18 protein-coding genes and 1 pseudogene are annotated in these 24888 nt (G+C 61.4%); 4 read left to right on the top strand and 15 right to left on the bottom strand.

Features of this window, described 5'->3' with window-relative positions:
• Positions 1-179 precede the first annotated feature (179 nt).
• The 14 genes and pseudogenes from pgaD to AB4P90_RS01655 form a co-directional block, all read right to left on the bottom strand.
• Positions 180-656, bottom strand: coding sequence for a poly-beta-1,6-N-acetyl-D-glucosamine biosynthesis protein PgaD (pgaD, locus tag AB4P90_RS01720; RefSeq protein ID WP_003187480.1), 477 nt, complete (start codon positions 654-656; stop codon positions 180-182).
• A 2-nt stretch (positions 657-658) separates the two neighbouring features.
• Complete coding sequence (gene pgaC / locus AB4P90_RS01715) at positions 659-1999, bottom strand: poly-beta-1,6-N-acetyl-D-glucosamine synthase (RefSeq protein WP_020302876.1); 1341 nt, start codon at positions 1997-1999, stop codon at positions 659-661.
• 2 nt (positions 2000-2001) lie between these two features.
• Positions 2002-3999, bottom strand: a complete 1998-nt coding sequence (gene pgaB / locus AB4P90_RS01710; RefSeq protein ID WP_014716390.1) for a poly-beta-1,6-N-acetyl-D-glucosamine N-deacetylase PgaB — start codon at positions 3997-3999, stop codon at positions 2002-2004.
• 12 nt (positions 4000-4011) lie between these two features.
• A complete protein-coding gene (pgaA, locus tag AB4P90_RS01705; protein WP_019819552.1) occupies positions 4012-6492 on the bottom strand; it encodes a poly-beta-1,6 N-acetyl-D-glucosamine export porin PgaA in 2481 nt (826 codons plus the stop codon).
• A 337-nt stretch (positions 6493-6829) separates the two neighbouring features.
• Positions 6830-8326 carry a YdgA family protein gene (locus AB4P90_RS01700; RefSeq protein ID WP_020302878.1) on the bottom strand — a complete coding sequence of 499 codons (1497 nt, stop codon included), beginning with the start codon at positions 8324-8326 and terminating at the stop codon, positions 6830-6832.
• Between the two features lie 147 nt (positions 8327-8473).
• Positions 8474-9106, bottom strand: a complete 633-nt coding sequence (locus tag AB4P90_RS01695) for a hypothetical protein (RefSeq protein ID WP_019819550.1) — start codon at positions 9104-9106, stop codon at positions 8474-8476.
• An 81-nt stretch (positions 9107-9187) separates the two neighbouring features.
• Complete coding sequence (locus AB4P90_RS01690; protein ID WP_014716387.1) at positions 9188-10630, bottom strand: efflux transporter outer membrane subunit; 1443 nt, start codon at positions 10628-10630, stop codon at positions 9188-9190.
• A complete protein-coding gene (locus AB4P90_RS01685; RefSeq protein WP_395605596.1) occupies positions 10627-11517 on the bottom strand; it encodes an efflux RND transporter periplasmic adaptor subunit in 891 nt (296 codons plus the stop codon). Before AB4P90_RS01685 ends, AB4P90_RS01690 begins: the two co-directional genes overlap by 4 nt.
• A complete protein-coding gene (locus AB4P90_RS01680) occupies positions 11514-11723 on the bottom strand; it encodes a DUF1656 domain-containing protein (protein WP_003187469.1) in 210 nt (69 codons plus the stop codon). Before AB4P90_RS01680 ends, AB4P90_RS01685 begins: the two co-directional genes overlap by 4 nt.
• Complete coding sequence (locus AB4P90_RS01675; protein WP_014716385.1) at positions 11720-13798, bottom strand: FUSC family protein; 2079 nt, start codon at positions 13796-13798, stop codon at positions 11720-11722. The genes AB4P90_RS01680 and AB4P90_RS01675 overlap by 4 nt, the downstream gene beginning before the upstream one ends.
• Positions 13795-14214 (bottom strand): MarR family winged helix-turn-helix transcriptional regulator, encoded by a 420-nt coding sequence (locus AB4P90_RS01670; protein WP_003187465.1) that lies wholly within the window; start codon positions 14212-14214, stop codon positions 13795-13797. Before AB4P90_RS01670 ends, AB4P90_RS01675 begins: the two co-directional genes overlap by 4 nt.
• Before the next feature lie 438 nt (positions 14215-14652).
• A pseudogene (locus AB4P90_RS01665) lies at positions 14653-15588 on the bottom strand (Fic family protein); the annotation flags it as partial.
• Positions 15589-15745: 157 nt separating this feature from the next.
• Positions 15746-15991, bottom strand: a complete 246-nt coding sequence (locus AB4P90_RS01660) for a DUF2789 domain-containing protein (RefSeq protein ID WP_014716383.1) — start codon at positions 15989-15991, stop codon at positions 15746-15748.
• Between the two features lie 32 nt (positions 15992-16023).
• Positions 16024-17604: a glycosyltransferase family 39 protein gene (locus tag AB4P90_RS01655; protein WP_395605595.1), complete on the bottom strand. Its 1581-nt coding sequence runs from the start codon at positions 17602-17604 to the stop codon at positions 16024-16026.
• A gap of 181 nt (positions 17605-17785) precedes the next feature.
• Here AB4P90_RS01655 and AB4P90_RS01650 point away from each other — a divergent pair, with 181 nt between their 5' ends.
• The 4 genes from AB4P90_RS01650 to AB4P90_RS01635 all read left to right on the top strand — a co-directional run bounded on the left by AB4P90_RS01650 (position 17786) and on the right by AB4P90_RS01635 (position 22312).
• Complete coding sequence (locus tag AB4P90_RS01650) at positions 17786-19948, top strand: hypothetical protein (protein ID WP_038448401.1); 2163 nt, start codon at positions 17786-17788, stop codon at positions 19946-19948.
• Positions 19945-20649 carry a DUF3142 domain-containing protein gene (locus AB4P90_RS01645; RefSeq protein WP_014716380.1) on the top strand — a complete coding sequence of 235 codons (705 nt, stop codon included), beginning with the start codon at positions 19945-19947 and terminating at the stop codon, positions 20647-20649. Before AB4P90_RS01650 ends, AB4P90_RS01645 begins: the two co-directional genes overlap by 4 nt.
• A gap of 105 nt (positions 20650-20754) precedes the next feature.
• Entirely contained in the window at positions 20755-21114 is a 360-nt protein-coding gene (locus AB4P90_RS01640) for a helix-turn-helix transcriptional regulator (RefSeq protein ID WP_014716379.1), read from the top strand.
• On the top strand, positions 21092-22312 hold the full coding sequence (locus tag AB4P90_RS01635; RefSeq protein WP_081339094.1) for a type II toxin-antitoxin system HipA family toxin: 1221 nt from the start codon (positions 21092-21094) through the stop codon (positions 22310-22312). The genes AB4P90_RS01640 and AB4P90_RS01635 overlap by 23 nt, the downstream gene beginning before the upstream one ends.
• A 62-nt stretch (positions 22313-22374) precedes the next feature.
• Here the strand turns inward: AB4P90_RS01635 and AB4P90_RS01630 are convergent, their stop codons facing one another.
• The gene (locus AB4P90_RS01630; RefSeq protein ID WP_038448397.1) at positions 22375-24828 is read right to left on the bottom strand and encodes a TonB-dependent siderophore receptor; all 2454 of its coding nucleotides are present in this window, start codon (positions 24826-24828) and stop codon (positions 22375-22377) included.
• Positions 24829-24888 lie beyond the last annotated feature (60 nt).

Below are 24888 nucleotides of genomic sequence, written 5' to 3'. Positions count from 1 at the left end.
AATTCCAACAAGAGGAGTGAACCACTGCAACCCATGGGTGGAAATACTACCTGTGGGAGCGGGCTTGCCCGCGAAGGCGGTGTGTCAGTCACTGCAACTGTTACTGCACTATCGCTTTCGCAGGCAAGCCAGCTCCCACATTGGGTCTTCATTGCTTTGGGCATTGCGTTCGCTTAGGTCTAGCCAATGCCCTTGTCTTTGTCGGGTACCAGGGTCAGGCCGGGGCGTTCGACGTCGCGGGAGACATGGGATTTCACTTCTTCGACGCCGCCTTCTTCGTCGTTGTGGATCACCAGCACGCCGGGGCGGCGCAGTTGTTCGAGGTCGCCATCGCCCAAGTTGAAACTTTCACTCAGGTGCTGGTCGCTCAGCGCATTGGCCTCGGCGCGGCGCTGGGCGAATTTGCGCCCGCGATGCTGCTGATAACGTGCCCAACTGATCAGGATCACCGCATTGAACAGCGCGATCCACAGGTAAACCTGCAAGGTGTTGAGCGCAGCAAAGATAGGCGCCTCGATGCGCGGGCCGCCATGGGTTTCAAGCATGGCGCTGATGCCTCGCGCCAGCAACCAGATCAACCCACCCCAGGCCAGCAGGGTCAGCAGCACATCGACGATCCACATCAGTGTGTTTTGGCGAGTTCTGACCAGTTTCATGATCACGCCTCCTCTTGTGCAGGTTTGATACCGCGGTCCGGGCTGACCCAGCGTGCGCGTTTCTGATGCTGGTTGAACAACACCTTGGGAAAGCTGACCAGCGTGGTGAGCAGGCTGACCAGCCAGAACACCATCGGGTACCACACGGTCCAGAACAGGGTTTTCCACAGGTCTTTTTCGTAGCGCCGGTCGATCAGGATGCTCACCGCAAACTGCAGCAGGCACACCATCGCCAGCACCAGCCCGGTGAACGCGGGCGGCACCAAAGAGCTCACGGTGATCGCCGCCGGTAGCGTGACGAATTTACCCACGGCCCAGAAGACCACCGACAGCAGGAAGGTGAAGGCCCAGCCGGTGGACAGGCAGTACTCGAACAGCAGCGGCCACAGGTAGCGGTGGCGCCATTGCCAGATGCCACGGATGTTCTTGAACAGCACTTCGGCGCCGCCCTGGGCCCAGCGCAGGCGTTGTTTCCACAGGCCGCCGACGGTTTCGGGCATGAGGATCCAGCACAGCGCGCGCGGCTCGTAGAAGATCGCCCAGTGATCGAGTTGCAGCTTCCAACTGACATCGATGTCCTCGGTGATCATGTCGGTGCTCCAGTAGTCGATGCGGTCCAGGGCCTTCTTGCGAAACGCCACCACCACACCGGAGACCGTGAAGATCCGGCCGAATACCCGCTGGGTACGCTTGATCAAACCGATGATCGAGGAGAACTCGCCGACCTGCACTCGGCCGATCAGGGTCGAGCGGGTACGAATGCGCGGGTTGCCGGTGACGGCGCCCAGGCGCGGGTTGTCGAGCATCGGCGCGACCATGTAGGCGGCCGCGTTTTTGTCGAGCAAGGCATCGCCGTCGATGCACACCAGGTATTCGCTGCGGGCGGCCACGGCGCCCATGCGCAGGGCCACGGCTTTGCCCTGGTTCTGCGCCAGGTGCAGCACGCGCAGGCGCGGGTGTTGCAACGCAAGGGCATCGAGTACTGCGGCGGTGTTGTCGCTGGAGCCATCGTTGACCGCGATCACTTCGATGTTCGGGTACACCTGGCCGAGGGCCGCATCAATGGTGTCGGCGACGTTATCGCCCTCGTTGTAGCAAGGGATGATGATCGAGATCAGCGGCTCGCCGGCCAGGGTCGGTGCCGGCGTGTCTTCTTCCCACGGCCAGTGGCGTTCCCAGTGCAGCCAGAAATACAGGCCACCGGCGATCCACAGCGCCGACATGAACAGCGGGTAGAAGAACACGAAGTCCATCAGGAACTGCCCGGTCACCAGAAAGATCAGGCCCAGGGGCAAGCCCAGTACCAGTGCCAACACGAATAGAGCCAGGATTCTGTCAACCATGATCAAGGGTTCCATTGGTTGGAGAGGGCCGGACGGATGGTCTTCAAGTCCGGGGAGTTTTCCAGGAAGTTGTCCGGGTAGTAGCCGAAACTGGTGACGCCCTGGCGTTTGAGTACACCCATCCACTCTGCCAATTGCTCAGCGCTGATATCCGGTGCGGCTTGGGTGCGCCAGTCTTTGGCTTGCAATTCGAAGATGGTTTTTTGCATCGCGCCGGGGCGCGTCTTGACCGTGGCGATGAGTTTTTCCAGCCAGGCGTTGGAGGTTTTCACTTCCTGGCCTTCCATCAACGGCATGGCCATCGGCGCGGTCCAGTCGTAGGCCTGGAGGAAATCATCGAGGTTCTGCGCGAACCAGGTTTCGCTGCCAGGGTTGAGCATCGGCTCGGCGAAGATATTGCGCGCGGTGAGTACCTGCGGCCCACGGATAGCGCGGACCTTGGCGGTGAGCTCATGGGTGAAGTCGATCAGGTAACGGCTTTTGAAACGGGTCCAGCGCTGCATCACGGCAGGGTCGGCACGCAGGGCCGCGATGCTGTCCGGCAAACCTTGGGCCGCGTAGGCCTTGAGCGCTGCGGGGCTGGCGTCTTCGAAGTCGTTGAACACCGCATCATCGTGGTAGAGGATGCCGTCAATCGGCCCTACACGCGCCAGGTCTTGGTAGATCTCACCGATGACCTGCCGCACCTTGGGATCAAATGGCGACAGGCGTTTGTATTGATCCGGGTCGGGGCCGACTTGGCCGGTTTTCGGGTCCCAGCGGGTGACACGCGGCAGCTTGGGGTCGAGGGCAAAACTCAGCACCGGCATCCAGGCGTACACACTGGCATGGGCGCGGGTGTGCAACTGCCAGGCGACCCGGTTGAACAGGTCGGCACGCATCGGCAGATGGCGGTTGGGGAAGTACAGCGAATGCACCAGGCCGTCGCCCTTGGGGTCGGCAAAGGCTTGCAGGAAGACGGTGCCGGCGCCCATGTCCACCACGCGCTGAACCAGCACGTCGAGGTTGCGCGCCTGTTGGGCCGGGTCGGGGTCGTACACGTTGTCCAGGTCTACGTGCAGCACGCGCATCGGCGCTTTGGTCTGCACGGCCACCATGCTGTTGGCAAAGTGTTCACCGTCCGGGTCGGAGGCCACCAGAAAGCGCGGGCTGTTCATCAGGTTGCCGAGGTCGTCGAGCCCGTCTTCCAGGGTCAGCGCCATCTCGTAGCCGTGCTCGCCGACTACCGCCAACGAGGTGCCATCGGCCGCCCCATACGGCCACACCCACACACGCGGCGCCTTGCCGGTGACGGTACGGATTTTGTTCGAAATCGCGGCGACGTCAGCCCGCATACGCGCCTGGAACTGCGCTTCGCTTTCGTAGCCGTTGGTCTTGGGATCAAAACTTCGCGTGGTGGCGGCCGGTTCCAGGTTGCCCTGGGGATTGGCCAGGATGCCCTTGTGATTGGCGTCGGTGTGAGCGGCGATTTCCACCAGGCCAGACTGGGACACTTCACGAATCTGCTGCCACGTCAGGAATTCCCCGCGTGGCCGTGGTGTACCGGCAAAATCCACCGGTTGGTTCAACGGCGTGTCGATCCAGGAGCCCACCGGGGCCAACAGAGCCGGCCAGTGATAAGCACGCAGAATCGGCATCACGCGGGTGTAGAAGCTGGAATAACCGTCATCGAAGCTGAGCATCACCGCCTTGGGTGGCAATGCCGGGCCGCCGCGCCGGGCCGCCAGGATCTGATCGACGCTGACCGCCTGGTAGCCATTCTCCCGCAGCCACGCCAGCTGCTCGATCAAACGCTCGGTGCGCACCGCCACCACGGCTTGATCGGGGTCGCGATCCTCTACGTCGTGATAGGCAATGCCCAGGAAGTGGTTCTTCGGCCACGGCGCTTCGTTGGGCGCTATCGGCCGTTCGGCGGGTGGAGTGTAGGGCGCGGGTTGTTGGGCGCAGGCGGCGGCCAGCATTACACCCAGGACCAACAAGCAACGGCTGAGGACGGTCATGGTCAGGCTCTTTTAGAAACGGTAAGTGAGGTCGACGAGCAGGCGCAGATCGCGTTCGCGATCACCGTCATAAGGTCGGCTGATCAGGCTGAGGTTGGCGCCCATTTCCAGTACGTCGTTCCAGCGATAGCGTTGGCCGTAGCCAATCAGGCCGATACCGCCGGTGGAGTAGTCACGCTGGCTGTAGGTACCCGCGCCGATTTGGAACTGCTGACTCCACTGGGTTTCGTAGCGGTGATAGAGCACGTGATTGACGTTGATCATGGGCAACACCGTGAAGTCCGACTTCGGGTTGAAGTACACGGTGTCTTCCTTGCTGTTGCGGCTGGCGCCCACTTCCAGGCCCAGGTCCACTTGCACATGGGGCGAGCTGTATAGGCCTTCGCGGCCGGTGAGCAAGGCTTCGAAGCGGTCGTTGCCATCGCTGAAATGGGACGGGCTGAGGGTCAGCTTCCATTCGCGGCTTTCGTTGGCGCGCCAGCGGATAAAACCGCTGCCGCCGTTGGCTGTGACGCCGTCATTCAGGGCCCGCAACGGTGTGGTGCTGAGCAAATAGCCAAGGCTGCCGCCGTATTGCCAGTGGTCGTTGATGTCGCGGGCAATCGACACGCTGGCGCCTTGCTTGGAACCGTCGCCATAGGAGTGGTTGGACACTTCGGCTTCGATGGTCATGTCACGGGTGCGACGCTCCACGCCCACGCGCTGCCAGCGATGTTGGCCAGTGCCTTCCTGGAAGTCGGCGGTGGCATAGCCGGCACCAGCGAACAGGCGCCAGTCTTCGTCGATGGGCGGCGTGTAGATCACGCTTTCAATGCCCCAGTCTCGGCTGCCGGAGACGGCACCGGCGTCGTTGTTATTGCCGCCACCGTAGCTTTTGCCGGTGTAGGCTTCGACACGCAGCTCGGCCATGTCGTGCACATCGCGCAGGCGGCTCAGGCGCTGCACCTGACGGTTGTCCGGGTTGCGGGCGAGCACGTCGTCGGTGAGCGCGTCCATCTGCCGCCATTCTTGCAAGTCCATGGCGGTATAGGCTTGGGAGACTTCCAGGCCGATGTCGCGGGGGGCCTGGGTTTCGGTTTCCTTGAGCGTGCCTTCGGCGCGGCGCGGCCAGTCGCGGGCGCGGTACATGTCGGCCTGGGCCAGGCGCAGACCCACGTTGCCCGGTGCCTTGGCCACCAGGGCTTCCAGGCTGGCCTCGCTGCCAGGCAGGTCACCGCCATAGGTACCGGCCTGGGCGGATAATTGTTGGGCGTCCATCCAGTTGTCATTGGGGTTGCCAATGGGCAAGCCCTTGAGCTCAACGCGGGGGTTTTGCTCCTTGGCCAGGTTGTTGGCGACCTGGCGGGCCTCTTCGACCTTGTCGCTTTCCAACAAGGCGTAGAACAGCGCCGTGCTGTCATCGACCCGATAGCTGGCGTCTGTGTCAGGGGCGGTGAGTACCTGGCGGTACAACGGCTCGGCCTTTTCCGGCTGGCGCTGTTCCAGGTAAGAGCCGGCGACCCAACGCAAGGCGTAGGTGGGCAGTTGCACGCCTTCGCTGGTGAGGGTTTGGTAATCGCGGATCACCTCGGCATGCCGCGCTCGCGCCTTGAGCGCACCCAGGCGGTCGATGCGCCAGCGGATGACATCGTCCTTGGCTGTGGCGTCGGGAGCCCAGCGGCTGATCAGTTTGTCGTAGTCCTGCAGGGCACGGTCTGCGATGACGTAGCGTTCTTTTTCTGTACGCGTGGCGAACTCGGCCATGCGCACACGCTCGGCGGCAAGGTCGCCTTCGAGGCGGCGCTGGGTGACGGCGTCCACCAACCCCGGGCGCTTGGCCGAGAGGCGCAGTGCCGGCTCCGGCAGCCGCGCCTTTTGCAGGGCAACGATGTATTCACGGGCCACTTCGGGCTTGTCACCGGCGCGGATAAAGGCTTGGTCGAATTCGAATAGCGCGTCGTAGTTCAAACCGGCACGTGTCAGCGCATACCCCAGGGCCATGCGGCGGTTGGGGTCATTGGGTTGGGCCGCCACCAGCGTGCGCAGGCGTTGCACCGCCTCGTTGGCTTTGCCGCCATCGGCCTGGGTGAGGGCCTGGCCCAGTTGCAGGTCGACGTTATGGGGTTCACGCAGCAACGCCTGGCGATAGACCGCTTCGGCCTGAGCCCACTGCTTTTGATTGCGATAAGTGCGCGCCACCGTGGCGAGTGCCTGGGTGGTGAGGTTGCGATGCTTGCCTTGCGCCTCGTACACCTTGAGCACTTCTGCGTCTTGCCCGGCCCAGCCGGCGATCACCAGGTGGTCGCTGACCTGGCCTGGGGTCTGGCGTTCGGCGGAGAGTTGGCGCAGTTGGGTCAGCGCCGGCGTGAAGTGGCCGTTGCGGGCCTGGATGATCAGGGCGTCGTAGGCTGGGTCGGCAAACGCAAGGCCTGGAACCAGCAACTGGCTGCACAGGGCGGCCCCGATAAGCAGACGCAACCGGCCTGAGGCACTGTAGGGATGGTTTCGCAGCATATCGTGAGCTTCCTTACACACGGAAAGCCCTAACGATAGATGGTCCTGAGCAAAACGCATCAGGGTGTCGGCGTCTCGGGACCCGACCTAGCTTTCCTGTAGGAACTATCTCTTAGCGAAGTAGGGGGAAGTGCAATTCAGAACAATTGTTCAGAATTGTGCGAGCGCGATTTTTTGCCCTCACACAAAACGAATGTGGGAGCCGGGTTTGTGTGGGAGCCGGGCTTGCCCGCGATGCAGGCACCGCGGTCGTTCAGCCAGACCGGGGCGATGCTATCGCAGGCAAGCCAGCTCCCACACAAGCCAGCTCCCACATTTTTTACTGCATTTTCAGCGCTTACTGGGCGCCGCTGACCGCACCGGCCTTGGACATCACAAAGCTGAGGAACTGCTCAACGGTCATTTTCTGGCCGTTGAAAGTCACTTCGTTATTGGCGTAGTGCAGCTTGGAAACCACATCGGTGCCCACCAGGGTTGCCATTTGGGTGCCGACGGCCATGCCGCTGACCATCTCGGCCGCCATCTGCGATTGCTGCTCGATGGCTTTGGGGTCAGTCACGCCGCCGACCTGGGCTTGCAGGGCGGCCACGTCGCTGATCATCGGCTTGGACAGGGTCAGGTTGGCATCGAGCAGCGCAATCATCTGCTTGCCCAGCTCAACCGGCGGCAGCTCCATAGACGTTGGCTTGGCCAGGTCGACCACCAGGTTGAACTTGCTTTCGCCGTGGGTGGTTTTCAGCGACAGGTTTTCCACCGCCAGTTGCGGCTTGGCAGCCAATACCTGGTTGACGTTGGCTTCGGCCAGGGCCTGCTCGGCTTCGGTCAATTGCAGTTCCGGTACCGGTTGGCCGGCAGCGGCAGCGGCTTGCACCGGTTGCATTTTGTCCTGGTAGAGCTTGGTCAGCACCAGCATCGCCGGGATGTCGACGTTCTTCATGCTCACAGCCATGGCCGCCGAGCCGACGGGCTTGCCCTGGTAACCGATCTCGTCGATTTTGTAGTCGACGCGACCGGCCAGGTTGTTGTCCTTGGCTTGGGTGGAATCTTTCTGCTCGAAGCCCTTGAGGGTCAGCACGGCTTTCTGCGGACCGAAGGTGACCTTGGTGTCGGTCAGCTCCACAGTGTTCTGGCCGGTGTAGAAGCCAAAGGTGGACTTTTCAAGGTTGCTGGCGACGGTCAGGCCAGCCAGTTCCGCTTCGAACGGTGCGCCATTGGCATCGATCGCCGCGACCTTGAGGCTGTTCATGAACCCATCAGCCTTGACCTTCTGGCCTTCGGCGCTGCTGTCGAATTCCAGGTTGGCGCCGGAGAAGCTCACCGAGGAGGTGTCATCCTTGAACTCCAGCGGCAGCAATTCGATGTTGCCGCTGACCGAACGGCTGTAGCCGATATTCGCCACGCCTTTGAGCGGCGACACGTCTTTGCTGGCGGCGAACCATTTTTCGGTGGTGGGGTTCTTTTCCAGTTCGTAGTGACTGGTGGCCATGACCGGCAACCACTTGAGGGTCACCAGGCGCGAGAACGGCAGCGGGCCGTGTTCGATATGGTCGACGAACAGCAATTCGGGGTTCGGGTTGTCTTCGCCGAACACGCTGCCTTGGCCCTTGAGGCGATAGTGCGCGGTGCTGCTGAACACGCCACGGTCCAGGGACACCAGCTCCAGGGTCACGCTACCATCGACGCCGGCCATGGAGGTCTGCAGTTCTTTATTGGCGCTCTGGATAGCGGTTTGCAGGACCGGCTCCAGTTGTTTACCGGTGTACCAGGCACCGCCCGCACTGACGGCGCCGACGGCGACAACAAAACCCAAGAAAACAACGGCTGGCTTATTCATGAAGTGACCTGATCAAATCCTGTGAGAAGTGGGCTGTCTTCCTTGAACCCCTGAGGGGATTGGCTCAAGCCCGCCGAAAACGGGGGAAGATTAGCACTGGCGGGCGTAAACGGCCCAACCTTTCAGAGGGATCAGTTCAGCAGGAGTTCAGGAGTACTCCTGTTCGACTTCATCCAGTTGGTGATCAAAACTCTTCAAGCGTGCGGTCCAGGTGTACACCAACACCTCGAACTCGCGGTGTATCACGGCGTTGCCGGGGGTGTCGGCCTTGGGGTCGCAAAAATCCAGCTGGTAGCGCTCGCGGGCCATTTGCGTGGCCACGTCGGACAATTCCCGCGCGTTATCCAGCCAATGCCTACCGTCGGCAACCTGTCGGTCCAGCAGCACGCATTGTTTTTTCAGGACTTCGAGGCTTTTTTCCAGCGGCGTGCCGGTGAGGTCGCCCATGACTTCCTGGAACGTGCGCCCCGGCTGCCAGTAACTGCCCCAGAAATAGCGGTCGAACACGGTTTCGACGCGGCGCAGGGCGACCTTGGTGTCCCAGATCGCCACGCGGGTCTTGCCCTGCTCGAGTAGTTTTTTCTTCACCCGCTGGTTTTGATACGACGCCCAGGCCACCACGCCGATGGACAAGGTGCCGATCACCAGGCAGGCGCTGTCGAGGAACACCATCGCCTTGTCGAGTTGATGGGCGAGCATGACGCCGTAAAAATACGCGGCCGATAACAAAACCAGTGCGAAGAGCACGCACCAGAAAGCGGGAGCATAAGGGTTTTTCATTCTTGGAATCCCCATGAGCAAACGCGAGCTTTGTCGGGTGAGGCGCCAGCGGGCCTCACCCAAGAAAGCATAGCAATCACCTCACGGTTTGCCGGGTTTTTGCCCTTGCGTTCGTCCGCTTTCCCAACCGCCGCCCAGGGCCAGGAACAGGTCGATCTGGCTCATGGCAACCTGGGTGTTGGCCGCCGCCAATTGCGCACGCATATCGGTGTAGGTGCGCGTGGCTTGCAGGTCGGCCAGGAAGGATTCGCGGCCGGCCTGGAAGAAGCGGTGGGTCTGGCCCGCCGCTTCTCGGGCCGACTGTTCGGCGTCGGCCAGGGCGTCGCGGCGTTGCAACACGGCGGTGTATTGGGCCAGGCCGGTCTGGGTTTCGCGGATGGCGTTGAGCACCACGCCGTCGAAGTGGGCCAGGGCTCCCTGGGTCGCGGCTTCGGCTTCATGCACGCGGGCGCGGGCGCCGTTGGTCGGTACAGTCCAGCTGATCATTGGGCCAAAGCCCCAGCGATTAGTGGCAGGCGTGCCAAGGTTTTCCAGCAAGCCGACGGTGCCGACCGTGGCGCCGATGCTGATATCCGGGTACAACGCGCCGGTCGCCACACCGATGCGTGCGGTGGCGGCGGCCAGCTGGCGTTCGGCCTGGCGCACATCCGGGCGGCGCTTGAGCAGCGTGGCGCCATCGCCTACCGGCAGCAATTGAGCAATATGCGGCAGCTCAGCGCAGGTGCCCGTGCCGGCTGGCAGTTGGTCGACCGGTTTGGCCAGCAACATCGACAGCCGAAACAGCGCGGCCTGACGCGAGGCTTCATAGCGCGGTATGTCGGCGCGCAGGGATTTGTATTGGGTTTGCGAGCGAGTCACCTGGGTTTCGTCGCCTCGCCCGGCATCCCGCAGGCGCTGGGTCAGTTTGGTGCTCTGGGCTTGCAGGTCGAGGGACTCGTTGGCAATCGCCAGCTCTTCGTTGGCCGCGCACACCTGGGTATAGGAGCGCACCACATCGGCCACCAGGGTGATGCGGGCGATATCCGCCGCAGCCTGGGTGGCGTCGGCGCTGGCCTGGGCGCTTTCGATGCCACGCTGCAAGGTGCCGAACAGGTCGAATTGATAGGACGTGGTAATCCCGACGCTACCGATATTGCCCACCGGGACTTTGTCCGGCAGCAAGAAGGCCTCTCCAGACTCCTGCAAACGCTGGGCCTCGGCCTTGACGCCGGCACTCCAGCCGCCAGCGGATTCGGCCTGCTGCACCTGGTAACGCGAGCGCTGCAGATTGGCGGCGGCCACGCGCAGGTCGGTGTTGGAGGCCATGGCCTGGCGCACCAGTTCGTCCAGGCGCGGGTCTTTGTACAGCTTCCACCAATCCGCTGGCACTGGCGCCGAGACTACATTTTTGCCTTCGCCCATGATCGGCCCTTGGAGGTCGCCACGGTTGACCGCAGCCTGCTCCGGCAGTTTGTAATCCGGGCCTACTACTTGGCAGGCCGACAGCAACAACCCCAGGGAAGCGGTTGCCAGAAGCCGCTTCATGGTTTGCCCCCGTCTTTAACTTTGTCGTCAATGATCGACACCGTCGCCGTGCGCCCGGCGATCATGCGAAAGTCCGCCGGCACGTCATCGAAGGCAATGCGCACGGGGATCCGCTGGGCCAGGCGCACCCAACTGAACGCCGGGTTAACGTTGGGCAACAGATTGGAGCCGCTGCTGCGGTCGCGGTCTTCGATACCGGCGACGATACTCTGCACGTGGCCATGCAGGCGCGCGTTGTCGCCGATCACACGGATATCCACACCCATGCCTACGTGAATGCCGTCGAGCTTGGTCTCTTCGAAATAGCCGTCGATGTGGAAGGAATTGCTGTCCACCACCGATAGCACCGGGCGCCCGGCGGTGACGAACTCCTGGGTACGCGGTGCGCGGTCGTTGACGTAGCCGTCCACGGGGCTGCGAATCACCGAGCGGTCGAGGTTGAGTTGGGCGTAGTCGACTGTCACTTGGGCTTCGGCCAGGGCCGATTGGGCGCGGGCGACGCGGGACTGGCTCTCTTCCAGTTGCTCGCTGGGCACCAGGTTGCCAAGGCCCCGGTTACGCTTGTACTCGCGCTGGGCCTGGGCCAGGGTTTCCTGGCGGTCGGCCACGGCGGCCTGGGCTTGGCGCAGGGCCAGCTTGAAGCGGTCCTGGTCGACGGCGAAGAGCACCTGGCCCTTGGTCACCAACTGGTTGTCGCGCACGTCCACGCGCTGGATCAGCCCGGACACGTCCGGGGCGATCTGCACGATGTCGGCACGGATGTGGCCGTCACGGGTCCAGGGCGCAAACATGTAGTACATGACCATGCGCCACACAACGACGACCGCGAAACTCACGATCAACAACGTCAGGACGACACGGCCGATAGTCAAAAAAGGTTTTTTCATGTCATCAAATATCGACTGAGTGAGTCCACCGCGCCCAGCAACAGCGCGTAGAGCCCCACATTGAACAATGCCCGGTGCCAGACCAGGCGATAGAAGTGCATGCGCGTCAACAGCCCGTGCACCACCAGAAACAACACATAAGTAATGCCCATCAGCACCAGCAGCGTGGGCAGGAATACCCCGCTGATATCCAGGTCACCGATCATAAAGGCGCTCCATCAGGTAACGGCGCTTGCATCTCTGTACCGCCAATGAACTCCACCCCGGGCAACAGCGCCAGGCGCAGGCCGGCCAAGGCGTGCAGCAGGTGCAGGCGGGTGTCGTCTTCGTCTTGCAGGCCCTGGCCGTTGAGGGCGCGACGCGTGCGGTCCAGGGTCATCAGCAGACCGCTGGGCGCGGGCAAGCGTTCACCCGCCTTCAGGCAGGCCTTGAAGTAACCGCCCACGCCTTCCACCACCTGGTTGAGCAACACCCGTGGCACACCGAGGATGCGCGGCGAGTAGGCCAGCAGATCGAGCAGGTTCAAAGCCACGCGCAAGTCGCGCAGGGCGATGCCGGTGTCCTGGCCGGTGAGCGCCAGGCGCGGCAGGTGTTGCATCAGGCGGTCGAGCATTTGTACGGCCATGTGCCGGTGCTCGGCCAGGGTGGCGGGCTCGGTGAGGCTGACGATGTCGCGCCAGCTGAAACGGGTGAGGCGCTTGGCCGCCAGTTCGGCGCCGAAGGGTCGGGCGATCAAGGTCCAAACGAACGCGAACAGCAGACCCACGGGCCCGGCCAGGTTGACGTTGGCGAAGTTGAGAAAGTCCGCGTCATAGGCGCCCTGGATGCTGATGAACGATGAGGTGTTCACCAGCGTCAGCAACATGCCCAGGTAAAACCGTGGCTGCACCGTGAGGGTACCGATGCAAATAAACGGCACGGCGAAGGCCAGCACCAGCATGGGGAAATCATGCAGGTTGGGCAGCACCAGAAACAGATACAGGCTGGCGAACAGCACCGACATGGCGGTCCAGAAAAAGAACCGATAGATCTGCGGTGCAGGGTCGTCCATCGAGGCGAAAAAGCTGCACGCCACAGCGGCAAGGATCACGGCGCTGCCGCCGTCGGTCCAGCCCAGCAGAATCCACAATACCGAGGCGACGATGATTGCGGTGACGGTGGAAAACGCCGAGTAGAACATCAGCCCACGGTCGAGGAACGGTGTGAGCCGGCCCAGGCGCCAGTGCCGGTAAACGGCGCGCCAGGTGTCCTGACTTTCACATTGGATGGCGGCTTGCAGGCTGCGGCAGTCTTGCCACAAATCGACCCATTCGCCCAGGCGGTACAGGGCGTTGGAGAACAGCAAGGTGTGACGGTCATCCAACGCTTCGCCTTGGGGTTGGGCGGCGTCGATCTTGTCACGCAATACGCGCCAGCGTTCCAGGGGCGCTTGTTCGGTAGTGCTTTGCAGCCAGGCGTTGGCCGCTTCCAATAACGGCGTGAGCTGGTCGAGAAACTCCGGCGCACGGTGCTCGATGGCGTACACCGCATCATCCAGAGCGTCGATCACTGGCAGCAGGTGAATCATGCGCCCGCGCAGTTCCTTGGTGTTGCGTACTGTCTGCGGGCGCGCGCCTTCGTGGGGCAGTTGGCCGATCATCAATTCGAGGGTATTGAAAGTGGCGACCATGCCGCCGCGCAGGTTGCTGACTTCTTCGGGGTCGACCTTGCGGCTGAGAAAGCGCTGGCTGTAGACCTGGGCGTCGCTGAACCACTTGGCCACCGAGCCATCGAACACCGGCATCAGGCGCCGGGGCCAGAACATCGCGCCCACCACCGCCGCGACCGCAATGCCGAGGAAGATTTCTTCGGTACGCGCCTCCGCCACATCCCAGACCGCCAAAGGGTTATCCACCACCGGCAGGGCAATCAGCGGCAAGGTGTAGCCGGCCAGCATCAGGGCATAGTTATTCGCGGTGCGCAGGTGCATGGACAAGAACAGCAAGGTGCCCGTCCACAGCGCAATCACCACCACCAGAATGTAGGGTGACTGCACGAACATCGGCACAAACAGCACCGCCGCCGCCGCGCCCATCAAGGTGCCGATGGCGCGGTACAGGGCTTTGGAACTGGTTGGGCCGACAAACGGGCTGGAGACGATATACACCGTGGCCATCGCCCAGTACGGACGCGGCATTTGCATGAGCATGGCGATGTACAGCGCGATCATCGACGCGGCGAAGGTACGCACCCCGTAGAACCAATCGCGGGCAGGCGGGAAGCCGGTAAAAAATCCGTTCAAGACGACACAGCCTCAGCCGCTTCGAAGGCGCGCAGTACGCGCAGTGCGGCTTGCAGATCGTCAGGGGCGATATCTGCCAACACGTCTTTGCGCAGGCGCACCAGTTGCGCTTCCACCGCCTGCACCAACTCACGGCCACGCTCGGTAAGGCTCAGGGCCTTGGCGCGACGGTCGTGGATGTCTTCGGTGCGGCAGACGTAACCGTCACCGCACAGCCGGTCAAGCAGGCGCACCAGTGATGGGCTTTCCATACCGGAAGCCTGGGCTACTTTGACCTGGTGTACCCCGTCGCCCAAGCGGCCGATCATCAACAACGGCACGGCGCAGGCTTCGGAGATGCCATAGCTCACCAGCGTGGTCTGGCAGATTTTGCGCCAATTACGGGCGCCCACCACCATGCTGCTGCTGAGGCTCATCTGGAGTTGTTCGAGGGATTGAGGCACTGGATAGTTCGCATACAGTTAGTTTGCTAACTATCAATATGGTGGAGGAAGGGTTTGCCGTCAAGTTTTGAAACAATTTCGCAGATGAGTGGTGGGATGCGCGTTCGCCATGCGACAAACAAAATGTGGGAGCTGGCTTGCCTGCGAAAGCGGTGGCTCAGTTGAATATTCAGTGACTGACACGCCGCCTTCGCGGGCAAGCCCGCTCCCACATTAGGTCAGCGTCGGCTTCATGCTTGCTGCTCAGCCTGTCCGCCCAGACGACGTAGTCTTCCGCGCGGAATTAGTCGCACCCACTCATCAATAGGCGATATCCCTTTGATAAGAAAAAACGTCTGCAGCATCTGATAGTCCGTTTCACCTAGAGAAATAAGACATTTCCCATCTTTCACGAAGTGTCGGGATCACCTCTTACTCGCCCATCAACCTCAAGCTCTCCTCCTCAATAAACCCAAACACATCATCCGCCACGCTGTATTGAAACTGCTTACGCCGATGCTTGGAAAGCTTCCCACCGTTATCTAGGCACATCATCACCAGCTTCGACAGATCGCTGCCGCGCACGTCGTAGCGTTGGTTCACCGCTTTGATCACTTGGTCATAACGGTCGAGGAATTCGGTTTCTTCGCGCAGTTCCACTTCCAGGGCTCGGCGGGCCATTTGCAGGGTGAATTCGACGCAGCGGGTCGCATCCCAGTAGCGATAGATCGAGGGGTGGCCGATGAAGTCGAACGCCATGTGGTCCGCATCCAGCCAGGTGACGTTCCAGAACTCACGGGTTGGCTGGGAAAAGGTTTTCAGCGCTTGCAGGTAGGCTTGTTCTTCATGCTTCATGGCGACAGAAACCGGTAGCAGCAAACCATTTTCCAGTGCGCCGTAGTGGCAAAGCGTCTGGTGAATCAGGAAGCGAGACAGGCGCCCATTACCGTCCATGAACGGGTGCAGGAAGACGAAACCGAAAGCGGTGACCGCGGCCGCAACCAAAGGATCGACGTCTCGAACGGGCTGGTTGGCGAAGGCCATAAGCTCTTCCATCAGTTCCTGGCAAAGCGCGGGAGCTGGCGGCACGTAGCTGACACCGGCTGCGCCACGTAGCCCGTTGTGCAGATGGTTCTGTTCGTGGCGAAACGCGACGGCTTTGTCGAAGGGGTTGGAGACTGTGCTGTTTTGCAGCTCGACCAAGTAGTCTTCGGTGAGCAAACGGCCTTCGTGGGCCTGGCGCAGGAGTTGAACGAAGCGACGGGATTTTTCTTCGCTGGGTTGTTCTTTTTCGATGGCAAATGAATCGCGGGTTTCGTGCAGGTAAGCCCACTGGATGGCGCGGTCCATCATTTCGGGAGGGAGGGTGCGATAACCTTTAGATCGAGCGCCTCACACAGATGAGCGTATCCGACTGCTGGCAGGGCGAGCTTTTCCAGAAAAAATTCACTTAAGCGATTAAAGCCCAGTTTTTTTTACCGCTCACCATTTTTTTTTACATACTCGCATTTCTTGGGATATTTTTTTACACCCCTCGCCCACCCCGCAACATCAAATTCAACTCATCCACCACCACCGCCCAATCCGCATCCTCCAGAATCTCTTCACGCAAAAATGTCTTCTGGGCGTCGCTCCAAAAAAACGCATCCGCCAGTTTCAACTCCGGCTTGAGCGGCGAATGAGAGGCGACAAATTGCTCAATACTGACCGGGTCGTCCGGCAGGCCAAGCTGTTTGAACAAAGCCGGCAAGCTGTGCAGTGGCGATTCCATGAAAGGCTCCTCATAAGTAGGTTCAAGTGAGTCTAGCGGCAGCCTTCAGGTTGCGGCGCCGGTGCGTTGCATAGCACGAACAACCGCGCCCTGGCGCCACCGCCGTCCTGGCGACTGAGTTCGCGCCAGCCGTTGGGCAGTGGCGCGAATTCATCTGGGGCTTCGTTGCTGCTGATCAACCATACCCGCCGCGTTTGAGCAGGCAGTGCTGAGAGGCGGTCCAGATAGATGCGGCCACCGTCCTGGTCCACCAGTGTGCCGAAACCATAGGCGTTCGGGCGCGTCGCGGTGCCGTCGGGTTTGGGCGGTGTGAAGAGCTGCAGTTGCGCGTCGGTCTGGTCGTAATACACGTAGCTGAGGTACCACATCATGTCACTGAGGACGATGCGGTCGCCTTCCTGGTAGTCGCGATTGACGAACTCCACCGGCACGTTGAACTGGTCGTGCTCATCCACTTCGAAGTTGTTCTTTAGCCCCAACAGTTCTAAGCCAACAAACAGTGCGAACAACGCCACGCCCAGCCAGGACAAACGGGGCGGCAAACGGTCGATGGCAAGCGCCAGGACTATCGGCAGGCCTAACGCATACACCGTGAGGTAGCGCTCGATAAACACGGGCGAGATAAAGGACACGCCATAGACCAGCAGCAGCGGCAGCAGGCAAAACAGTGCCGGCAGGCGCGCCGCGTGGTTGCGCCAGGCCGTCGATACAACCACCCCGGCGAGCAGCAGGGGGAACAGCCAGAACAGCGGCGGCCACAGGCCGAGGCCGTCATCCTGCAACAGGAACTGCCAGATGATCGACGGCAGCGACAGTAGATTGACCGGCTCTTCCCAACCAATGTCGCCGCCGACTTTGAGCTGTTCGACGTGCTGCACCAAATCCAGCAGGTTGGGCAGCCAGGGCAGATACAACAACACTATCGCTACGTTGGCGACCCACCAGGCAGGTCGCGTGATCAGGCGTTGAGCTGGCGCCTGCAACCCCAGGTACGCCCAATGCACCAGCACGCACAGCGCGGTGAAGTAGTGGGTATAGAACCCGGCGCTCATTAACAGCACATACACAGCCAAATAACGCACGCGCTCGGGCTGCTTCACCCAGTACACCAGGGCCAGCGTGGCGCCCAGTAGCCACACGCCCAGCAGCGAATACATGCGCACTTCCTGGCTGTAGCGCACTGCGGTCGGCAGCAGCGCCAACAGGATCCCCGCCAGCACGGCTGCGCGTCGGGTGGACAGTTGCCGTGTCAGCCAGATGCCCAGGCCCACGACGGCCACGCCGGGGATTGCACTCAGGCTGCGAATTGAGCCGATGCTATCGCCGAACACCTCGATCCAACCGCGCAGCAGCAAGAAATACAGCGGCGGGTGCACATCATGGGCCGCGTGAAACCACAGGTCGGCCAGGGCGTATTCGCTCAGTAACAGGCTTGAGCCTTCGTCGCCCCAGATCGCCGCCGAGGTGAGATGGTAAAACCGCAGGGCCATGGCCAGCGCCAGGATCGGCACCCACCACAGACGGCTGAGCCAGCCGGCACCTTCCCAGGTCAGGCGATGGAAGGTCGGCAATGCTTCAACTTTTTCGTTTTGCTCTACCACAGACCGACGCACCTCAAATTCTCCCGGCATGACCCTGCTTGCCTATGCGCAAACACCGCCACTCTAGGCCAAAAGCCCTGGCCTCGCCGCTGGAATCGGACAAATCAGCAATTTGTGTAGGCCTTCACCGAAGCACTCGTCGGATCAGGCTATTATTGCCCCTTCTCCAAGGACTCAGGATCAAGGAAACGTTATGCGCATCGGTTTGCTGTCACCTCTGGCCCTGGCCCTGTTGGCCGGTTTTTCCCTACCGGCCCAGGCCAGCTCTGACGACTCGTGTTACCCCGATTGGCGGGTATCGCGTGACAGCTACGAGCCGTGCAGCAACCAGCCGTTTCTCAGCCCTGGCAACGACAGCCGGGTGAACCTGCGCCTGTTGCTGGCCGACAAAAAAGCTGCGCCCCTGGCTCCGAATGCCTTGGGCGAAGACGATTTGGCGCAAGGCTTTGGCCCGGTGCCGTTTCCGGTGTACCGCCTGGTGCCGGTTCCGGCCACGAATGAGGAGCCTGACAACAAGGCTGACGATTCACGCACAGCCGAACTCGACACGCTGCTCCAGCCCCTGGGCATCAAGCGCGAGGAGTACAAGACCGCAGGCCAGGCCTTCCTGAATGGCGAAGGCAGCCGTTGCCGCAGCAATGACGATGACAGCGCCACGGCGTTTATCAGCCAGGTGATCAAGGCCCAGATGCCGCCCGCCGAGCGCGATGTGTTGGTAAAAGCACGCCTGCAGCTGCTGACCACCTGTGACTGGAGCCGCCAGGTGGTGGACGCGCAGTTGACGCCCTCGGCCAACGCCCAGTTGTTTCGCACCTATTTGCAGGCCGCCGGCGACTTCTACAGCGGGCGCTTCGATTACGCCGAGCGCGGGTTCGCCGCCGCCGCCACCAGCGATGTGCCGTGGCTGAAGGAAACGGCGCTGTACATGACTGCGCGTACGTCGCTGAATCAGGCCCAGGCCGAAGCCTTCGACGAATACGGCATGCCGCAACGCGAGCATGTGGATAAGTCGGCCTTGAGCGATGCCGAAGAAGGTTTTCTCAGTTACCTGAAACATTATCCACAGGGCGATTACGTTGCGTCGGCCCGTGGCCTGTTGCGCCGTGTGCACTGGCTGGCGAACGACGACGCCAGGCTTGCCGAAGACTTCACTTGGCAGTTCACCGAGGCCACTGAGGCCCAGCGCAATGTGAGCGTGGACGAACTGGTGGAAGAGGCTGACCTCAAGTTGCTGATGGTCGGCAATAAAGCGGCGAACAGCCCGATGCTGCAAGTGGTCAGCGACCTGATGGCGATGCGCGCCCACACCCCGCCGCTGTTGAGCCGTGAAGACCTGGATAAGCAAAAGAGCACCTTCGCCAGTGAGCCGGCGCTTTTTGACTTCCTGCAAGCCAGCTATGCCCTGTACGTCGAACACCAACCCGACGCGGCCTTGAAGCACCTGCCGGCGGATGTGCCGTCGAGCCTGGATTACTTCGCCTTCAGCCAACAGACCCTGCGCGCCCTGGCTCTGGAAGCCAAGCAGGACTGGAAGGCCGCCGAAGCCCTGTGGCTGCAACTGCTGCCGCTGGCCAAGCAACCGCTGCAACGTGACCAGCTCGAGCTGGCATTGGCCATGAACTACGAGCGCAGCGGCCAATTGGCCAAGGTGTTCGCCGCCGACTCACCGATCAGCGCCAAGCAAGTGCGCTACATCCTGCTGCGTAACGTCGCAGGCCCCGACCTGCTGCGCCAGCAGATCGCCAACGCAAGCGACCCGACCGAGCGTCAGAGCGCGCAATTCGTGCTCCTCTACAAAGACCTGCTGCGCGGCCAGTACGCCACCTTCGCCGATGACCTCAAGCAGGCCTCGCTCTCTGACGACAAACTCGGCACCAGCCTGGGCTACACCTATACCAGTGGCCAGACCTTGAAGCTGTTCCAATGGAACGGCGACAAGGCCGAATCCGGCTACGCCTGCCCAAGCATCGCGCAAATCGCGGCGACCTTGCAGAACGAGGCCAAAAACCCGCATGCGTTGAACTGCTTCGGTGAGTTCATCCTGCGCAACGGCCTGGACGGCATGCCGTTGGAACAACCCCGCGCCGCCGGCAGCCTGGGCAGTACCGACTCGGACTTCAAGGGTGAAACCTTCTCGCGCCTGGACGGCTACAAACAGGTGATCGCCAACGCCAAGGCGCCGAAAACCGACAAGGCTTATGCGCTGTTCCGCGCCATCAACTGCTACGCGCCGGCCGGCTACAACAGCTGCGGCGGCGAAGACGTGGCGCCGGCGGTGCGCAAAGCCTGGTTCCGCCAACTCAAGAGCGGTTTTGCCGATACCCAGTGGGGCAAATCGCTGCAGTACTACTGGTGAAGCCGCTGTGGCTGGGCTTGCTGTTGCTGGCAAGCCCGGCTTTTGGTGCCGTGGACGCCCGCGCCTATGACGCCTTCTGGCTGTGGAGTGGCGTCGAGCCTCAGCCGGTGATCAAGCAGGCAAAAACCTTGTACATCCTGCAAGGCCAGATCAACTCCACTCGTCGCGCGCCCCAGCGCGGCGTGCAATTGATCGCCCAGGGCATGAGCGTGCCGCGTATTACTCAAGGCCACGTCTGGGTGGTGTACCGCGCCCACACCTTGCGCTGGCCGGAACGGGTCTACACCCAGGTGCTGGGCCAGGTGCAACGCTGGCGTGACGCCGGCAACCCGGTGATCGGCATCCAGATCGACTTCGACGCCCGCACCCAATATCTGCACGAATACGCCGATTTTCTGCGCGACCTGCGCCAGCGCCTGCCTGCCGACCTGCGGTTGAGCATCACCGGCCTGATGGACTGGAGCAGCAACGCCGACCCGGCCGCTATCGCCCAACTCAAGGGCGTGGTGGATGAAGTGGTGGTGCAGACGTATCAAGGGCGTCACAGCATCCCTGACTATGCCGCGTATTTGCCGCGGATGAATCGGCTGGGCGTGCCGTTCAAGATTGGCTTGATTCAGGGCGGGGAGTGGCAAGAGCCGGGGTATCTGGGGGCCGATGAGTGGTTTCGGGGGTATGTGGTGTTTTTGCAAAACCTTTGATTCTTCCAACCCTGCAAAAAGCCGGCCTCGAGCCGGTTTTTTGCAGGTGGCCTTAGAGGCTTGGATGATATAAGTTACCTTTGTTGCTTTAAAGGGTGATATATCATGCAAGAAACAGCGAAACCCTACCCGCACAAAGGGTACATCTCTGAGAGAAGCGCTGAGCTGATGAGAGGTATCGGGAACGGTATCGAAATAGCCCGCATTCGTCGCCGGTTGAAAATTTCCACCATATGCAGCCGCGCGGGCATTACGCGGCAGACGTATCAGCGGCTGAGGCAGGGCGAGGCCGGCGTATCCCTCGGCGTGCTGATGAATGTGCTTAGCGCGATGGACTTGGAAGAAGGTATGGCGAGCATTGCGTCACCAGAACTTGACCAGGTTGGGATTACCATGAGCCTCGCCCGTGAGCCTGAGCGCATTCGCACTGAAGGAGAACACGATGTCCTGGAAGCCGATTGGTAATGCCTTTGTTTTTTCAGCTCACTTAGTCGGTGACCCGGTCCCTGTTGGCGAAGTGGCCATGCATGGGAATGGATTCGTTTTTCGCTACGCCAACAGTTGGCTCGCGCGGCCCGACGCATTTGCGATTGACCCGCTGAGTTTGCCACTGACCCCTAACCAGTATTCCTCGACGCGCATGTTTGGTGTGCTCGACGACGCAACGCCCGACAATTGGGGCCGGCGTGTTCTGCTGGCGACCCACAAACAGCATCCACAAAACGAAGTTGAATGGCTGCTTGCATCGCGGGGAGCAGGAGTGGGTTGCCTGCTGTTCAGTGCGTCAAGAAGCCAGCTGCCAACCCTGCACCACCCCCCGCAATTCGAAGACCTTGAGAAAATCATGGTGGGCCTTGATCGAGTCGAGAAAGGTGACGTCGACCTGCCCGTGGAAATCGCACGGTTATTCGAGTTTGGGAGTTCCATGGGCGGCGCCAGGCCGAAGGTCACCGTGACTCATGAAGGTAAGGAATGGATTGCTAAACTCGGCCGTAGCGACGATGTGTTCGATCAGCCACGGGCGGAATTCGCCAGCCTTCAAATGGCGGATGCAGCAGGTCTACCCGCAGCCGGGCACAAGTTGGTAGAGGTCGCCGGCAAACCGGTCTTGATGGTCGAGCGTTTTGATCGACATGAAGGCGCTGGTCGCGAGCACTATGTCAGCTGCAACTCTTTGGTAAGCACGCAGAAGCCAAGAATGCGGGTTGATGCAGCTGACGGTGCCGTTTCCTATTCCAGGATCGCCGACGTGTTGAAGAAGGTCTGCGACGATGCCACCTTTGACATGCGCGAGCTTTACAAGCGTATGGCCTTCAACGTGCTCATCGGCAATAGCGACGACCACCTGAAACAAACCGGGCTGCTGCTGACCAGCGCCTCGGGCTATTCCCTTGCGCCAGTATTTGACGTGTTGCCCCACCCTACCCAACTAGGCTTGCAGGCGCTCATCATCGGCAATGAAGGCCGGGTATCGTCTGTCAGTAATTTGCTGAGTACGCCTGAACGCTTTGGGTTGGGGGCGGATGAAGCAAGGTCCATCGTCACGGATATGTATGCCGTCGTGCGAGAAGCCTCCGGCTTTTTCGAAGCGGCAGGCTGTAGCGGTGCCGAGGTACGCATGCTTTCCAATGTGTGTACACGATTTGCAGCGGACCTGGTGTAGGGCGGCAACAGAGCGCACCCTTGAAGGGTGCGCGCCGCAGCAAATATCACCTAAACGCTAAGTTACCAATCGTACGTCAGGCTCGACACCACCGTGCGTCCTTCCCCGTAGTAGCAATCCAAATCACTGGTGCACTGCGAGACGTAGGTCTTGTTGCTGAGGTTCTGCACGTTCATCGCCAGTTTCACGCCCTTGAGCTTGAGCGGCGAGGCGCCCAGGTCGTAGCTCAGGCTTGCATCGTAGACGCTGTAGGACGGCACATTAAAAGCGCCTTCGTAGTCGTCGCCCAGGCTTTGACGGGCATAACGCACGCCCAAGCCCGCGCCCAACCCTGCCAAGGGCGTGTCGCCGAGCACGGTGTAGTTGACCCACATCGAGGCGGTGAGTGGGGAGATGCCGGCCGGGTGGCGACCTTGGCGGCCATCGTTGTCCTTGGTGTATTTGACGTCATTGCGCGCAGCCGAGGCGACCACGTCCCAGGCATCGCTCAAGACGGCCTTGGCTTCCAGTTCAACACCTCGCGAGCGCAGGGCGCCGCTTTGGGTGCTGAAGGTGGTATCCACCGGGTTGGTGGTCAGCACGTTTTCCTGGTCCAGTTGGTACACAGAAGCCTGGATGAAGCTCTTCTGGCCCGGTGGCTGGAACTTCACGCCGACTTCGTACTGTTTGCCGGTGGAGGGTTCGAAGGGTTTTCGGTTCGCATCAGTGCCGGCCAGCGGCAGGAAGGATTCCGAATAGCTGACGAAGGGCGACAAGCCGTTATCGAACAGGTACACCAGGCCCGCACGGCCGGTGAACGCCTGGTCTTTGCTGGCAAAGCGGGTGTCCTGTATCGGCTCCTTGTTCACCACATTCGCCCAGTCATAGCGGCCACCGAGTACCAGTACCCATTTATCCAATTTGATCTGGTCCTGCAGATACAGGCCGGTCTGGGTGATGGTGCGATCCCAGCGGTACGGTTGGCCGAAGTTCAAGGGCTGGCCGTACACCGGTTTGAACAGGTCAATGATCGGCGGGTTGCGGTCGTACAGGCCATGGAACTGCGAGTTGGAATGGTAGTAGTCCAGGCCAACGATGAAGGTGTGGGACAGCGCGCCCGTGTCAAATTCGGCCTGGGCGATACTGTCCACGCCGAACACTTTGTTGGTCTGCGACCAGTCCACGCCGAAGCGTTGCAGGTAACGCTGGTCTTGCACGCCGGTGTTTGGGTTGGCGACGAAACGGTAGCCGTGCAAGGGCGCGGTGTAGCGGTCGTCGACCTCGGCGTAACGGGCGTTTTGCTTAAGGGTCCAGATGTCGTTGAGGCGATGGGAAACTTCGTAACCCAGCACGTATTGCTCGCGGTTGTACTGGTTGACGCCCGGCTCGCCGATAAACACATCGCGCTTGATCTTGCCGTTGGGGTTGTCCCACAGCGTGCCGGACGCCGGCAGGCCTTGGGCTTCGGGCACGCCTTTATCTTTCTGGTACTGGGCGAACAGGGTCAGGCTGGTATCGTCGTTGGGGCGCCAGGTGAGGCTGGGGGCGATGAACTGGCGCTTGTTTTCGACGTAGTTGATTTCGTCTTGCGCGTCATTCGCCAGGCCGGTCAGGCGGTAGAGAAACTGCCCCTCCTCGTCCAACGGGCCGCTCAGGTCGATGGCCGCGCTTTTGTGTTCGTAGGTGCCGGCTTCCAGTACCACTTGGTGTCTCGGCGTTTCGCTGGGGCGCTTGCTGACCATATTGACGATACCGCCCGGCTGGTTCTGGCCGTAAAGCACGGACGCCGGGCCCTTGAGCACCTCGATGCGCTCCAGGGAATACGGCTCGATCTGCAACGCGCCACCTGTGCTGCCGCCGCCATAAGGCAGGTGCAGGCCGTCCAAGTACAGCGGCGTGGGCGAGAAGCCGCGTGACGTCGGCTCATCGAACAATTTGACTCGGTCGGCAAAACCTCCAGCGCTCATACCGGGGGTATAGAGCAACGCCTGGGTGACACTCTGGGCACCACGTGCCTTGATCTCGGCGGCGGTGATCACGTTGATGGTCTGGGGGATTTCCACCAGCGCCGAGTCAGTCTTGCTGCCCGAGGCGCTGCGCTTGGCGACAATACCGTCCACGGGACCCCAGGCGCTTTCCTGCGCCTGCCGGCCGCTGATCTGGGTCGCGCCCAACTGCAAGGCTCCGTCGCCGGAAAGGGCCTGCAACGACCAACCGCCCTGGGACTGCACAGCCGCCAAACCGCTGCCCGCCAGCAAGCGCTGCAACCCCGACCCTACGCCATAACGCCCTTTCAAGCCGGCGCTGCGCTTGCCGTCGGTGAGCGAAGCGTCAACCGACAGCAGGATGCCTGAGGCACTGGCGAAACGGTTCAACGCCTGGTCGAGGCTGCCCGCAGGGATGTCATAGCTGCGCAGCGCTTCGGTGCTTTCTTCGGCTTGAACCATGCTCGGCAGTACAGGAGCCGTTGCCAGCAGGCCGGCAAACAGGCCACGACGCAGCGCGCGGGCCAAAGGTTGGATTGGGTGGTGCGACATGGCAGGACTCCCCGTGAGAACGCTTCTTGATTGGCTTTCAAGAGGTATCCCGAACGGGCC

The sequence above is a fragment of the Pseudomonas sp. B16120 genome, assembly GCF_044218845.1.
GTDB classification, from domain to species: Bacteria; Pseudomonadota; Gammaproteobacteria; order Pseudomonadales; family Pseudomonadaceae; genus Aquipseudomonas; species Aquipseudomonas paracarnis.
Note: the sequence above shows the minus strand (reverse complement) of the source record. Positions and strands in the feature narration are given on the sequence as shown.